The organism is Nitritalea halalkaliphila LW7 (assembly GCF_000265075.1).
Lineage (GTDB): Bacteria > Bacteroidota > Bacteroidia > Cytophagales > Cyclobacteriaceae > Nitritalea > Nitritalea halalkaliphila.
In genome coordinates this window covers 105,762-120,343 of sequence record NZ_AJYA01000024.1, presented here as the reverse complement: position 1 = coordinate 120,343, position 14,582 = coordinate 105,762, and the positions used below count along the sequence as shown (strand labels likewise).

Here is a 14,582-nt window from a genome sequence, read left to right as displayed (position 1 = left end):
GGGACTTCTTACGACATGAAAAAAATAATTACGCTGCTGCTCCTGTTTGTGGGGGCCATTTCCCTGACGGCGCGGGCCCAAAATCAGAATGCCAACTACCTGGATTTTAAGCGGGCAGAGCGTGTGCGCGGCGGTGCGGAGGTGGAGCGTTTTTATGGGAATGTGCTCATGATCAACCAGAACACGATCGTGGAGTGTGACTCGGCCTTCTTTTTTAAGCGTGAGAACATGGCCAAGCTCTACGGGAATGTGCGCATCACCGATAAGGAGGACCCTGTGGTGACGACGGCCTCCTATGCCGAGTATGAAGGGGCTTCGCGGATGGCGCGGCTGCGCCAAAACGTGGTGATGGACAATGAGGGCACGCTGCTGTACACGGATTTTTTAGATTATGACCGCAACACGGCTACCGCGAATTACTTTAATGGTGGACGTGTGGTGGACTCTTTGAATGTTTTGACCTCCGAGAAAGCGGTTTACGAGACACAAATCGAGCGGATCACCTTCACCGAGCGTGTAGACCTGGTGAATCCCGACTATCACATGAAAACGGAGTACTTGATCTACCGCACCATCCCGAAGACCGCCGAGACGCTGGGGCTGACGAATGTGGTTTCTGCGGAGGGCAACAGGCTGAATGCGCAGAAAGGGGCCTACTATGAGACCGAGGGGGGAATTTTTCGCTTCTATGATGGCGATGCGGAAACAGAGGACGCCATTATTTTTGGGGAAACTTTATATTACGATGAAAATCGGGGTTACTATGAGGCGCGGGAGGATGTGTCGATCTTGTATAAAAAAGATGAAATAGAGCTCTTTGGGGATGAGGGCTATCACTTGGAGCTCGAGAAATACAGCCGGATGTATGGGCGGGGGCTGGTGCAAAAGTATTTGGAAGCCGACACGCTCTTCATGATAGCGGATACCTTGATTTACAAGGACGATGAGCTGCCGGCTAACCGGGAGCTGAGCGCCTTCTATAATGCACGCATCTTTAAAACTGACCTGCAGGGGCGTGGGGATTCTATCGCTTACGTGTTTGCGGACAGCAGCATCCATCTGTACCGCGACCCGGTGTTATGGAATGACAACAATCAGGTTACAGCCGACTCCATTCGCCTACTCATCGTGGATGAAGCGATCGAGAAGGCCTTCTTTGAGCGGAATGCCTACTTGATCGGGGAGGATACCCTGCAGAACTACAACCAGATAAAGGGGCGTCGGATGATTGCCTATTTTCGGGACGAGCAGATCCAGCAGTTAGATGTGAATGGGAATGGGGAGTCCTTGTATTTTGACTTGCTGGAGGACAATACGCTGCGGGGGATGAACCTGCTTTTATGTGCGCGCATGATTATTTATTTCGAGGAGGGGCAGCTGCAGCGGATTAAATCGCTGGTGAAGCCGGATGGCACGTTTACACCGCCACATGAGATCGACGATAAAAAGCGGAAGCTGAAGGATTTCCGCTGGAGGATAGAGGAGAAACCCGATCGGAGATGATAGCGGAGTGGCGTACGCCAAAGATTCGGCCAAGTGGGAGGCGAAATTTATTTGACCTCCCGGATGCCCGCGTGCCAGAGCCAGAAGATGAAGAAATCCAAAAATTATTAGACGAAACACAGATTCAGGAGGGTGAAACTGAATATCCGCTACTTTAAAAAATTTTCCAAGGAGCGTTAACGTTTCCGCTTAAAAAAAATTTCGCGGAGCTTAACAAAAATTAACCGGAAAATGAGACAAAAGCCAAACCTTCTGCGTATTTTTATAGTATAGATTAGCATACAAAATATAAAGATTTGCCTATAGAATAGTATTTACATGAAACACCTTTTACGCATCGTTTTTTTCAGCCTCCTGCTTTTCGGGGCACTTCCGGGATTTTCCCAGGTGGTGGTGCTGTCTGATGCTGTGGAGTTTAGTGGAAAGATAGGTACTTCTCAGCGGAAGACCCTTTTGATTCAGAATGAATCGGATGAAGTCAAGCACTATACCTTAAAATTTTTACGGGGGAATATAGTTCTTCGCAGCAGCTGAAGCTCTGCATCGGGGAGACCTGTTATAATCCGACCCGAGATTTAGCGAAGGTGAAGCTGACGCTGCGTCCGGGAGAGCTTTTCACGGAGATGTACTTAGCTTTCGATCTCGGCATCACCGAGACGAAGGGATATTTTAGCATGCAGTTCGTGAGCACAGAAAATATTCGAGAAGTATTCAATATCGAGGCTACTTATGACGTTTATGATCCGAATGCTGAAGGGAACGCCTTTACGCATCCAGACATTCGCATGGGCAACATCTATCCGAATCCGAGTAATCAGATCGCCACGATAGATTATGAATTGCTTAATCCTTCGGCTCAGGCGAGCATAGCGCTGACGAGCTTTATCGGTAACCCTGTGGCTACCTATACCTTAGATCCTATGCGTGAGAGTCTTGTGCTGAACACTTCAGACCTAAAACCAGGTGTGTACTTTTATACGCTTTACGTGAACAATAAAAACATCGTAACGAAGAAGCTTTTCGTAAAGCGCTGATCCAGCACCCTCTTTCCATTTGATAACCAGAATAAATGCCGTATATTTGCGGTTCTTATGATGAAAAGCGTACGCCATATTACCCTGATTTTGTTTACCGTAGGTTTTCTCGCCTCCTGTGGACAGTTTTACAAACTAGAGAAAAGTTCGGACTGGGAGGTGCTGTATGATGCTGCCAACATGTACTACGAAAAAGGCGAGTGGAATAAGGCCATCATCCTGTACGACAAGGTGTTACCTATCATTCGGGGATCCGAGAAAGCGGAAATTGCAGATTTCAACTATGCCTATGCGCATTTTCGCATGAAGCGCTACATCGAATCTGCAGGGTATTTCCAGACCTTTTATCAAACCTATAACCGCAGCCCTTTCGCAGAGGAAGCGCTCTTTATGAATGCTTATTCGCTGTACTTAGATGCACCGGATTACAACTTGGATCAGCGCAGTAGCCGCGATGCGGTAAATGCCATTCAGCTTTTCCTTTCCCGCTTCCCGGAATCTGATTCCTTCGAGCGTGCCACCACGATGATCGACGAGTTACAGCGTCGTTTCGAGGAAAAAGCTTACCAAGAAGCTTCGCTTTACTTGCGCCTGACAGAAGGATTGTTTCCTGGGGAATTCTACCGTGCGTGTATTATACAGTTCCAAAACTTCGCTAAAAATTATCCTGACAGCAAGTATAATGAGGAACTAGCCTACAAACTTGTAGATGTGGCCTACAACTATGCAGAGCGTAGCCGTTTCGATAAAAAAGAGCAGCGCCTGAACGATGCTTTGGATTTCGCGGGTAATTTTAAGCGCCGCTATCCGAGTAGCCCCTTTATCGGAAAGGTGGAAAATTTAGAAAAGAAAACCCAAGCGGAGCTAATCGCGCATGCCAAGCTCAAAAAAGAGTATGATGAGCGCATGGCTAAAATCGAGGAGGAGCGTAAGAAAAATGAGGCCAGCGAAGTGGCAGACCCGAGTGAGGCTCCCGTTCGCGCAGTTATACCAGAAACTATAAATAACAATTAATCTATATTATGGCGATCAATCCATCTATTGTTACCAGAAACTTGTCTAAGATTTCTGAGCAGACCGGTAATGTGTACGAATCTATCTACGTGATCGGTCAGCGTGCGCGCCAGATCTCGACCGCTCAGAAAGAAGAGTTGACGAACAAGCTTTCCGAGTTTGCTTCTTCTGTAGACAACTTAGAAGAGGTTTTTGAAAACAAGGAACAAATCGAAATCTCTAAGTTTTACGAGAAAATGCCGAAGCCTTCTACCATCGCGATGGAAGAGTTCTTAGAGAAGAAGGTGTTTTTCCGTAAGCCGGAAGGAAATACCGAAGAGAGTTTCTAATATGCTATTAACCGGTAAACGTATTCTCCTGGGAGTAACTGGGGGCATAGCTGCGTATAAAGCGGCTTTTCTTACACGTTTATTGATAAAAGAGGGAGCAGCTGTGCAGGTCATCATGACCACAGCTGCTCTTGACTTTATCACCCCACTCACGCTGGCTACCCTTTCCAAGCGGCCTGTTTACCATCATTTTTTTCAGCGTGACACCGGCCAGTGGACCAATCATGTGGATCTCGGCCTCTGGGCAGACCTGATGCTGATCGCCCCCTGCAGTGCCCATACGCTATCCAAGCTCGCGAATGGGGCTACCGATAATCTACTTACGGCCACCTATCTCTCAGCTAAGTGTCCCGTGATGATCGCCCCCGCCATGGATCTGGATATGTATGCCCACCCTGCTGTGCAGCGTAATATGGATACGGTGCGTAGCTATGGCAATATCCTGCTGGAAGCAGCCTCCGGAGAGCTGGCTAGCGGACTCAGCGGCCCGGGCGACTCATGGAGCCAGAAGATATTCTGCGTCATATCCAAAACTTTTTTCAGACACAAACTGCTAGCTTCCTTTCTGGGCAAAAGGTATTACTTACCTCTGGCCCCACACAAGAAGCCATCGACCCCGTGCGGTATATTTCCAATCACTCCTCCGGAAAAATGGGTGCAGCACTCGCTGAGGCCCTCCTCACAAAAGGAGCCGAAGTCCATGCCGTCATCGGCAAAGGCGCCGTAATGCCCTCCCCACATCCGCGGCTCCATGTGTACCCAGTAAGTAGCGCTGCCGAGATGTTTGCGAAAGCCAACCGTCTGCATCCCGACATGCAGGGAAGTATTTTTACCGCCGCAGTAGCCGATTACGCACCTGTGGAGGCCGCCGCAGAGAAAATCAAAAAACAGGGCGAAACGCTGCAGCTGACACTAGCCAAAACGGTCGATGATCGCCGCTCATCTGGGCGCTTCGAAAAAGGCAGGACAGTGGCACGTAGGCTTTGCACTCGAAACCGAAAATGGCCCCGCCCATGCACAGGAGAAGCTCGAGAAAAAAAACTTCGACCTCGTGGTGCTGAACTCCCCGAAAGAAGAAGGCGCTGCTTTCCAGCACGACACGAATAGCGTGCAGTTCTTTTCGGCCTCCGGCCAAAGAGGAAGCACAGGGCTGGCACCTAAAAAAGAAATCGCCTTCCGTATCTTAGAGGAGCTTGAAAGCGTTTTGGAAGAGAAAAGGACGAATTAATCCACCTGCACCCATGAAGTACTGGCAGCACATCCTCTTTTTATGTTTCTTCCTCGGTGGGGGACTTCCCCTGACGCTCGTGGCCCAGGAGCTTAATCTCCAGGTCATCATCAATTCAGAGCGCGCACGTACCCAAGAAAAAGAGGTCTTCGAAGACATGAAGGTGACGTTCGAGCAGTTTCTAAACAATAGAAACTGGACCAACGAGGATTTCCTCCCCCACGAGCGCATCAAAGGCAATGTTTTGATTACCATTAATGACATGCCCCAGGTGGGTTTTTATAATGCCACCGTACAAATTCAGGCCGTCCGTCCCGTGCATGGCACCAACTATGAAAGCATGTACCTGAATTTTATCGACCGCAACTGGTCCTTTGAGTACCTCCAAAACCAGCCGCTGGAGTTTAATCGTTTTTCCTTCCTCAATAATATCAGCAGTCTACTTTCCTATTATGCCTATATCATCCTCGGGTTAGATGCTGACACCTTTGCCCTGAGGGGCGGAGATCCCTACTTCGAGATCGCGAATAATATCGTGAATAATGCGCAGCAGTCTAACCGCGCGGGCTGGGGGGCAAGTGGGTCCGACCGGCGTAATCGCTACTGGCTAACCAATGATATTTACATCTCCTCCGTCTATGGCCCTATTCGGGAGGCGCTTTACCTGTACCACCGCCGTGGCATGGACCTGCTGGGCACACGGCAGGAAGAAGCGTTTATAAACATGTTGGAGGCAATAAAAAAGGTGGCAGATGCGAATGATGCCCAGCCAAATAGTATCTTTACCATCGCATTTATGGACGCTAAAGGAGAAGAAATCGCAAAAATTTTTCGCCTCGCCTCTCCTGAAATCCGCGCAGAAGCTGTAAAAGCCCTCTTGCGCGTAGATCCCAATAATGCCAAACGGTACAATGAACTCTTAAAAGGTTGATGCGGTCACCATGCTGAAATCACTTACGATTAAAAATTATGCCCTTATTCAGGGCTTACAATTGAGTCCACACCCGGGCCTGAACATGATCACAGGAGAGACAGGTGCTGGGAAATCCATTATGCTGGGCGCGCTCGGCTTGCTGCTGGGAAATCGTGCCGACAGCAAGGTGCTCTACGACAGTACCCAAAAATGTGTGATCGAAGGTTTTTTTGAGATCGCGGCCTACGGGCTGCAGCCTTTTTTTACAGAGGAAGAGCTGGACTATGAGAGTACCTGCATCATCCGCAGGGAAATAAGTGCCACTGGAAAATCCCGTGCCTTCATCAACGATACGCCTGTGCGGCTCGAGCACCTGAAAAAGCTAGGAGCCGCGCTGATGGACATTCACTCCCAGCACGACACGCTGCAGCTCGCGAATGGCGAGTATCAGTTGGCGCTCATCGATGCCTTTAGCAGCAGCCATACCCTTTTAGCCGCTTACCAAAACAGCTACCGTGCCTACCGAAAAGCTCAAAAGCGACAAAAAGAGCTGCAGGAGCGGGCCTTAGCACTACGTAAGGAAGCCGATTATAACCGCTTCCAACTGGAAGAGATCGAAGCGCTACAGCTGAAGGCAGGTGAGCAGGCAGAGCTGGAGCAGGAACAAGAGCTCCTGACGCATGCCGAAGACATCAAGTCCCGCATTCAGGAAGTGGTCCAGCGCTTCGAGCAGGAAGAGGTAGGCCTCTCCGACCAACTGGACGCCACAAAGCAAACGCTGGGGCAGCTGGCGCGCTTTAGTGAGCATTTTGCAAGTTATCAGCAGCGTTTTGAAAGCTGCCTGATCGAAATAAAAGACATAATGGACGGCCTCTACGAGGAGGATGCGCGTGTGGAAGTGGACGAGGAGCGCCTCAGCCAGCTGCAGGAGCGCCTCAGCCGACTGTTTCAGTTGCAGCAAAAGCATGGCGTAGACAGCGTGGAGGAGCTTTTAGCGCTCGCCGCCGACTTAGCCGAAAAGGTCATCGAAACCGACCAGCTCGACGAGCAGCTGGAGGCGGTGGCCGAGGAGGTGGCCTCCTTAGAAAAAGAATTAACTAAAGCTGCTGCTGCCCTTTCGGAGCAACGTCAAGCGTTTTTCGCCCCCTTCAGCGAGGCGCTGGCAGGATTAGTCCGGCAGCTGGGTATGGAAAACGCCCAGGTACGCATCGCCCACAGCCCCATCGCTCCAGGACCTGCAGGCACCGATGAGGTGGAGCTGCTTTTCTCAGCCAACAAGGGAGTGGCGCTGCAGCCGCTTCGGCAGGTAGCCTCTGGAGGGGAGTTTTCACGCCTAATCTTTGCGATCAAGTATTTGATGGCCGATAAGATCGCCATGCCGACGCTTATCTTTGATGAGATCGACACGGGGATTTCCGGGGAAGTGGCGCTGAAGATGGTGCTAATGATGCAAGACATCGCGCGGAAGCATCAGGTGATCTGTATTTCTCACCTGCCGCAGGTGGCGGCCAAGGGCGAACGTCATTATTTCGTGTACAAAGACCACAGCGCCGAAAAAACCGTCAGCAAAATGCGCGAGCTGACTGGCGAGGAGCGCGTTTTAGAGCTGGCGAAGATGATCGCAGGGGATCAGCCCCCAGCTGCGGCCTTAGAGAGTGCCCGTTCCCTTTTGGCCTGAGGGCCAAAAACCCCTACACGGGACAAAAAGCAGGAACTCGGCACTTGTTTATAGGCTGAATTGCTGTAATTTTACGGTTTAGCTTGCATGTAACCAAGAAATAAAATGGCAGAAAAACTACTTGAAGGAAAGATAGGCATCATCACGGGTGCATTAGATGAGAACTCCATCGCCTGGAAAACGGCACTGAAAGCGAAAGAACAAGGCGCGCGCTTTGTGCTGACGAATGCGCCGATCGCCATGCGTATGGGCTCCATTCAGACCTTGGCCGAGCAGTGCGAAACCATCGTCATCCCTGCTGACGCCACTTCCTTAGCAGACATAGAGAAATTGTATGCGGAAGCCAAAGCATATTTAGGAGGGGATTTCGACTTTATCCTCCACTCCATCGGGATGTCGCCTAACATCCGGAAAGGTCGCTCCTATGGTGACCTCAACTATGACTGGGCGATGAAGTCCTATGATGTCTCGGCGATCTCCTTTCACAAGATGATGCAGGTGGCAGAAAAGATGGATGTCATGAAAACCTGGGGCTCCATCGTAGGGCTTTCCTACATCGCCGCTCAGCGGGTGTACCCTTTCTACACGGATATGGCAGACGCGAAGGCCCTCCTCGAAAGCATCGCTCGTGGCTATGGCTATCGCTTTGGAAAAGCCAAAAAAGTCCGTGTAAATACCATCTCGCAGTCTCCTACTAAAACAACAGCGGGCACAGGAATCGGCGGTTTTGATAGCTTCTTTAACTTCGCAGACCAAATTTCGCCACTCGGAAACGCTTCCGCTGAGGCTTGCGCTGAGTACATCATCACCTTATTCTCTGACTTCACACGCATGGTGACCATGCAGAACCTCTTCCACGATGGCGGCTACTCCCACACGGGTATTTCCGAAGAAATCATGGAAGCCTTCGGCACTAAATAAGCGATAACGATGAAACACAAACGCAATCTACTCAGAAATTCTGCTTGGGCCTGCCTACTGGCCGCTGGACTCTTCGCCTGTTCCGGTGAAAAAGCTAGCGAATCCGAAGCGGAAGAAAGCCCCGCTGAAACTTCAGCGCTTAGCCGTCTGGAAGAAGAGCATCTCTTAGAAAAAGTGGCCTATGCAGACTCGGTAAACGCGGGCCTGCTGGAAGACACCTTTAAGGGAAGCGCCCGCCGCGAAGCGACTGGCACGATCGGCAAGAGCTTGATTACCGTCAACTATGGCTCTCCAGGTGTGCGGGGACGTACCATTTGGAATGGCTTAGTTTCCTACGATCAGGTATGGGTGAGCGGCTCCCACTGGGCCACAGCAGTATCCTTCTCTGCCCCTGTTTCCATTAATGGCAAAAAAGTGGAGCCCGGAATGTATGGCTTTTTCACCGTTCCCGGTAAAGAGGAATGGGTACTCATCCTAAATGAGGCCTACGACATGCACCTGGCAGAAGAGTATTTTGAAGGAGAAGATATCATCCGCCTCGTGGTAAACCCAGAAATTTTGGAGGAGCCCGTGCAGCGTCTCACCTACGAAATCGAAACAGTCTCCGACACGGAAGGCTTTCTCGTCCTCTCTTGGGAGAAAATTCGGGTGCGCCTCCCCATCACAGGGGTAAACGCCTAAGCGATAAAGCGAAGAGAGTGCCCTACACAGGAAAATAGCCTAAACAGAGGCTTTTGCCCCACGGGCCAAAAAAATAAAAAGCGGAAGGCAATCGATTGGATTGCTTTCCGCTTCTTTTTTATCTCCACCCCAGCCCTAAAATAGAGACCAGAAATGGAGACTTGGCACGCTTACGAACCTTAGTTGTTGTTAAACGACTTATCCGGGTAAGCCGGTGGGTTCGGGACGGGTCTAGGATCCTTTTCTATCTGTTTCTTTAAGTGTTCGATGGCCGCCTCCAGCTGGGCGTCCTTGCCTTCGAAGGTCGCCTTCGGCAGGTTAATCACCTCGATGTCAGGAACGAATCCGACACCTTCGATCAACCACTCGCCTTCTTCGCCATACACGCCCATCATCGGTGCGCGGGCTACCCCGTTATCGGAAAGCGTATTAGCACCGGAAAGCCAGACTTCGCCTCCCCAGGTACGTGCTCCGATCGTTTCGCCTAGCTTCAGTCTGCGGAATCCTTCCGCAAAGGCCTCTCCATCCGAGGCCGTAAATTCATCCACAAGCAGGACCAAATGTCCACGGAAAGCGTACTGCATGTTCCAGTAGGGCTCTCCCTCGCGGTTTTTCCAGTAGAAAAAGGCCTCCCGCATCAGGCGCGACAGTATAAAGCTATCGATATTTCCGCCCCTATTATGGCGCACGTCGATCACCAATCCCTGCTTCTTAAACTGAGGATAAAAATCGCGGAACCACTGATTGATGTCGCTGGCGCCCATGGCACGCAGATGGACATAGCCCAATGCCCCATCAGAGGCTTTTTCCACTTCCAATCTGCGGGTGTACTCCCAGTCGTTATAGCGCAAGTTGGACTCTTCGCGGGCATTCATCGGAATGAGCACCTTGTCCCCGAGCGCTTGCCCCTGACTGTTGCGCAGGGAGAGACGTACCTGCTGACCGGCTTTATCTCGAAGGAAATAATTAAAATCATAGGCTCCCTTCACTGGCTGCCCATCCACATGGGTGATGATGGTCCCCACAGGTATCGCGATGTCTGGGTGGGCTAAAGGCGACTGCTCATCCGGATAATCGGGATCCGTCTGATAGATGTAATCCACTTGGAAACCGCCCAGCTCCGCATGCGGAGATAGGCGTGCCCCCAGCAGCCCCATGCTGATGTTATCTTGCCCGCGACGAAGATCGCCACCGCCCACACTCGTATGTAGGACGCTTAGTTCACCGATCAACTCGCCCATCACGTCAGAAAGCTCCGCACGCGTAGTCACCCGCTTGGCGAGTGGTAGATACTTGGCATACATCTTATCCCAGTCCACACCGTGCATGTTTGGATCATAATAATAGTCCCGCTCCATTCTCCAAGCGTCTGTGAACAGCTGCACCCAGTCCTCGCGTGGGTCGATCGAGAAGTTCCACTTGCTCAGGTCCAGGCGGTACTCGGTCAGGTTACTTATCGGAGCGGTTTTTAGCTCCACGACATGATGAGTGCTGCCTACAGTAACCAGCAGATGCTTGTTATTCGCGGAAGGCACGAAGCGGCGCACATTATCGATAAAGACCTTAGGCTCCACTTTCGAGCTGATCGCCGTCATGGTAATGTTGGTCTTGCCGTCATCATTCGGATCATTCAGGTAATACAACGCCTTATCGGTCACGACTAGGCTGCGGTAGTTTCCGGCAGGAACGGGCACCTCACGAAGGCGCTCCATGAGCCCCTGTTCATCGATGCGCACCTTCACGGCAGCGTCGGCTTTTTTCTCGTCTTTTTTGTCCTCCTTTTTGTCCTCCGCTTTCAGCTCATGGTTGAAATGAAAAGGAGAAACCGCTCCCTCTGTAAGGGAGATGTGGTAAATTTTCATTTGCTTATGCCAGTAAGGCTCCGGCTGCCGCGTACCCCATGGAGAGCCCACTTTCGTTTGAAAGTTCCGATCCGAAAGAAAGTAGAGCCAGCTGCCATCTGGACTCCACTGTGGGCTGACGCTATTCGCCCGATCACTAGTCATGGCGATACGCTTGCCCGAAGAAAAACCGAAAGCGAAAATCTGATTAAAGGTATTGGAGGCAGTCTGCGAAAAGGCCAGCCACTCGCTGTCCGGAGACCAGGCCATGGCACCACTGACCCCTTCCCTGTTCGTGGACGCTTTCACCTGCTTGCCCGTAGCCAGCTCTAAAATCCACAAATCCCTGTTGAGGTCCGTATAGGCCAGTTTTTTGCCGTCAGGCGAAGGCGTCAAGTTAAAGCGCAGAGTGCTACCATCCTGCGTCAACTGCTTGCCGGCATCCAGCCCACGGCTATCATACTGGTGAATTTCGAACTCCCCGCTCTGATCTGAGAAGAGGTAGACGCTTCTACCGTCAGGCGCGAACACCGCATCCCGCATGCGCACCCCATCATTTCGGTCGAGGCGGACGATGCGCCCTTCCTTAGTGGGCAGTACAAAGCTCCTACCGCGCGCAGTGAGGGCCACGTGCTGCCCATCATTCGCCACGGAAATGCCTGTAATATAACTTTCTGGATTTTTAATCCACTTTTCCCGCATCTGCTCGAAGTCCGAGCTCAGCTGTACCGCTAGCGTTTCGCTTTGTTCCGTAGCTAGGTCGAGGACATGCAGATCCGCCCCTACCCGATAGGCGATGCGCCCGCCTTGGGGAGAAAATTCCCGCACATCGTAGCTGCTTTCTTTTGTGTGCTGGCGCAAATCTTCCCCGTCCGGACGCATAGACCAGATGTTTTGGATGCCATCACGGGAGGATAAAAAGTAGACGCGGCCCCGGTAGAAGGTGGGGTGATGGTCCTCACCGGTATAGTTTTGCGTCAGTTTTTGCGCTTCTGCGCTGCCTAGCGTGTAGGCCCAGACCTGACGGGCGGTGCCCCCCTCGTAACGCTTGGTTACATTATTATGAAAGGTCGGGCGAACGAAAAAATACTGCGTGCCATCCTCCGAAAAACTGCCCTCAGCGGCCATTTCCAGTGGAAGTACCTGCCGCTCTCCTGTCTCGATATGGACGGTCACGGTCTGCAGCCGCGGTAAGGTGGCGTACTGGTTGGTGGTGTAAGCCAGCTCCTTCTCTGACTTCCATGCTGTAGGCACGGAAGCGGAGGGCTCATAGGTCATGCGCTTAGGCAGTCCCCCATCGATGGGAATGATGTAGACCTCTGTGGGCCCCTCATACGATGCAGCGTAGGCCACAAATTTGCCGTCAGGCGAAATCTTAGGAGAAAATTCCTCCCCATGATGCGTGGTGAGGCGGGTGGCCTTACCGCCGGAGATCGGCACCTTCCAAAGGTCCCCTTCGGAGACGAAGACGATCGTTTCCCCATGAAGTGCTGGCTGCATATAATACCCTATTTCCTGGGCCTGCAGGCCGCCCACACAGCAGAAAAACAGGATTAGCTTCTGTAAAATTTTCATGTTCGCTTGGATTCAAGATGAAGTCTGGAAGATACTGCTTCGCGTAGGGGACTACCAAACCGTTCCTATAAAAGCCCTGAATTAGGCAGAATCGCAGGCGATCGACTAAGGTAAGTGCGGTCTAAAAATTACCCTCCAGCCTCAAGTGGTCAGGCGCTTTTGGCCGGCATTCGCTAATAAGATAATAGGGATGGCCGTTAAAAACATCAGCAGACTGTAAATCGCTACGGGGATCGTCATTTCAGCATTCCCCAGCAGGGTGGCGGTGATCATGATGCCCAAAGTCCCGTTCTGAATGCCTGACTCGATGGCAATGGTCTTGCGCTGCGCTTTCGGCAGCAGCAGTGCGCTCGCCAGTAGAAACCCTAAGACTAAGGTGGAGATATTTAAAAGCAGTGCGATGGGACCCGTCAACAGGAAAAAGGGCACGAGCGACTCCCTTTCTTTCAGGATAGCCGCTACTAAAATCAGCGTAAACAGCACTGCTGAGGCGATACGCACGGGTCGATCTGCCCGATCCACTAATTTCGGGAAGCGCTTATGGAGAAACATGCCGATGCTCACTGGAATCAGCGTTACCCCCATGATCTGAAGGATGCTTTGCCCGATGGGCAAAAACACACTGCCTTCTTCTCCAAAATATCCGATCGAAAAATTCACGATAAACGGAATGGTCACGATGGTCAAGATCGAGCTCAGGGCGGTCAGGCTGATGGAAAGGGCCAAGTCGCCACGGGAAAGATGGGCAATCAAGTTAGAAGTAGGTCCCCCTGGGCAGGCCGCGATCACCATGACGCCAACCGCCAGCGGCCCCGTCAGTCCGAAGGCCAGCACCAGCCCAAACCCCACCAGCGGCAGCAGAATAAGTTGATTAAAGAGCCCCAGCAGCACGGCTTTGGGCTGAAGAAAGAGCAACTTAAAATCATTTACCTTCAGGCTCAGGCCCATACCTAGCATGATGAATGCGAGGGCGAGCGGGAGAAATACAGCGGTGAGGATACTGCCTTCCATAGGATATTTTTGGGTTTAGATAGCCCAAAATACCTCCTCTGAAAGAAAAAACCTAATCGTGGCGGTGGGAAATTACAGTCCTCGGAAGTGCAGGCGGTGGAGTACAAGCCCATGCGCAGGCACAGCTGCTGCGAAAGGCTCCTTTTTTTCCGTCTGCAGGGCCGCTTTCAGGTCTTCCGCCCGTTTTTCGCCACGGCCCACCGCCAGCAGGGCGCCCAGCATCATGCGCACCTGGTGCATCAGAAACCCGGTACCTCTGACCTGATAATATCCATTGAAATTTCCCTTCTCCGTCGGCTCCAGCGCCACGATGCGAGACTGAAAAATCGTGCGCACATAGCTGGCACTGGTCTTTTGACGCGGACAAAAACAGCGAAAATCATGTGTCCCCTCGAAGAGTAGCGCCGCCGCCTGCAGGGCTTCTAAAGCTAAATCCTCTGCAAAATAACCTTGATAAGCACTTTCTAAAGGCGCCGGCTTAGCCCCTAAACGAAAATAATAGCGGTACTCCTTTTGCTCCACATCCTGAATGATGTTAAAGGTCAGCGGCACCTCTTGACAGCGCAGCAGTAGGATATCCGCCGGCAGCATGGCATTCACCCCTTGCAGAAAGGACTCAGGGTGGATCTGCTCTGCGCTGTGCAGCGCAAAGGCCCCTTCCGCCGCGGACACCCCAGAGTCTGTCCTTCCTGCCCCTAAAACGGTAAACTCCTCATGCCCGAGCACAAAGCGAATGACGCGCTCCAGCTGTCCTTGGACGGTTTTTTGGCCCGCCTGCTTCTGCCAGCCCCGATAGCGCAAGCCAAGGTACTGAAGGAAAACAAGATACTGGTAGGGCCGCTGCTGCATGAAAA

At 51.7% G+C, this 14,582-nt stretch carries 13 protein-coding genes and 1 pseudogene; 11 read left to right on the top strand and 3 right to left on the bottom strand.

What is annotated here, in order from left to right:
• Positions 1 to 15: 15 nt before the first annotated feature.
• The 11 genes and pseudogenes from A3SI_RS09550 (at position 16) to A3SI_RS09510 (ending at position 9,301) form a co-directional block, all read left to right on the top strand.
• Entirely contained in the window at positions 16 to 1,503 is a 1,488-nt protein-coding gene (locus A3SI_RS09550) for an OstA-like protein (protein ID WP_009055446.1), read from the top strand.
• Positions 1,500 to 1,661: a hypothetical protein gene (locus A3SI_RS20760; RefSeq protein ID WP_009055445.1), complete on the top strand. Its 162-nt coding sequence runs from the start codon at positions 1,500 to 1,502 to the stop codon at positions 1,659 to 1,661. The genes A3SI_RS09550 and A3SI_RS20760 overlap by 4 nt, the downstream gene beginning before the upstream one ends.
• Positions 1,662 to 1,821: 160 nt before the next feature.
• Entirely contained in the window at positions 1,822 to 2,037 is a 216-nt protein-coding gene (locus A3SI_RS20755) for a hypothetical protein (protein ID WP_009055444.1), read from the top strand.
• A gap of 50 nt (positions 2,038 to 2,087) precedes the next feature.
• Complete coding sequence (locus A3SI_RS20750) at positions 2,088 to 2,537, top strand: T9SS type A sorting domain-containing protein (RefSeq protein ID WP_009055443.1); 450 nt, start codon at positions 2,088 to 2,090, stop codon at positions 2,535 to 2,537.
• Between the two features lie 57 nt (positions 2,538 to 2,594).
• Positions 2,595 to 3,551: an outer membrane protein assembly factor BamD gene (locus A3SI_RS09540; RefSeq protein ID WP_009055442.1), complete on the top strand. Its 957-nt coding sequence runs from the start codon at positions 2,595 to 2,597 to the stop codon at positions 3,549 to 3,551.
• 8 nt (positions 3,552 to 3,559) lie between these two features.
• Entirely contained in the window at positions 3,560 to 3,880 is a 321-nt protein-coding gene (locus A3SI_RS09535) for a DNA-directed RNA polymerase subunit omega (protein WP_009055441.1), read from the top strand.
• A 1-nt stretch (position 3,881) separates the two neighbouring features.
• A pseudogene (coaBC, locus tag A3SI_RS23245) lies at positions 3,882 to 5,108 on the top strand (bifunctional phosphopantothenoylcysteine decarboxylase/phosphopantothenate--cysteine ligase CoaBC).
• A gap of 13 nt (positions 5,109 to 5,121) precedes the next feature.
• Positions 5,122 to 6,039, top strand: coding sequence for a type IX secretion system protein PorD (porD, locus tag A3SI_RS09525; protein WP_009055435.1), 918 nt, complete (start codon positions 5,122 to 5,124; stop codon positions 6,037 to 6,039).
• Positions 6,040 to 6,049: 10 nt separating this feature from the next.
• On the top strand, positions 6,050 to 7,699 hold the full coding sequence (gene recN, locus A3SI_RS09520) for a DNA repair protein RecN (RefSeq protein ID WP_009055434.1): 1,650 nt from the start codon (positions 6,050 to 6,052) through the stop codon (positions 7,697 to 7,699).
• Between the two features lie 105 nt (positions 7,700 to 7,804).
• Positions 7,805 to 8,620, top strand: a complete 816-nt coding sequence (locus A3SI_RS09515; RefSeq protein ID WP_009055433.1) for an enoyl-ACP reductase FabI — start codon at positions 7,805 to 7,807, stop codon at positions 8,618 to 8,620.
• Between the two features lie 9 nt (positions 8,621 to 8,629).
• A complete protein-coding gene (locus A3SI_RS09510) occupies positions 8,630 to 9,301 on the top strand; it encodes a DUF2911 domain-containing protein (protein WP_009055432.1) in 672 nt (223 codons plus the stop codon).
• A 179-nt stretch (positions 9,302 to 9,480) separates the two neighbouring features.
• Here the strand turns inward: A3SI_RS09510 and A3SI_RS09505 are convergent, their stop codons facing one another.
• The 3 genes from A3SI_RS09505 to truA all read right to left on the bottom strand — a co-directional run bounded on the left by A3SI_RS09505 (position 9,481) and on the right by truA (position 14,577).
• Entirely contained in the window at positions 9,481 to 12,717 is a 3,237-nt protein-coding gene (locus tag A3SI_RS09505) for a S41 family peptidase (RefSeq protein ID WP_009055431.1), read from the bottom strand.
• Positions 12,718 to 12,858: 141 nt separating this feature from the next.
• The gene (locus tag A3SI_RS09500) at positions 12,859 to 13,728 is read right to left on the bottom strand and encodes a bile acid:sodium symporter family protein (RefSeq protein WP_009055430.1); all 870 of its coding nucleotides are present in this window, start codon (positions 13,726 to 13,728) and stop codon (positions 12,859 to 12,861) included.
• Between the two features lie 72 nt (positions 13,729 to 13,800).
• On the bottom strand, positions 13,801 to 14,577 hold the full coding sequence (gene truA / locus A3SI_RS09495; protein ID WP_040670616.1) for a tRNA pseudouridine(38-40) synthase TruA: 777 nt from the start codon (positions 14,575 to 14,577) through the stop codon (positions 13,801 to 13,803).
• Between the last annotated feature and the right edge of the window lie 5 nt (positions 14,578 to 14,582).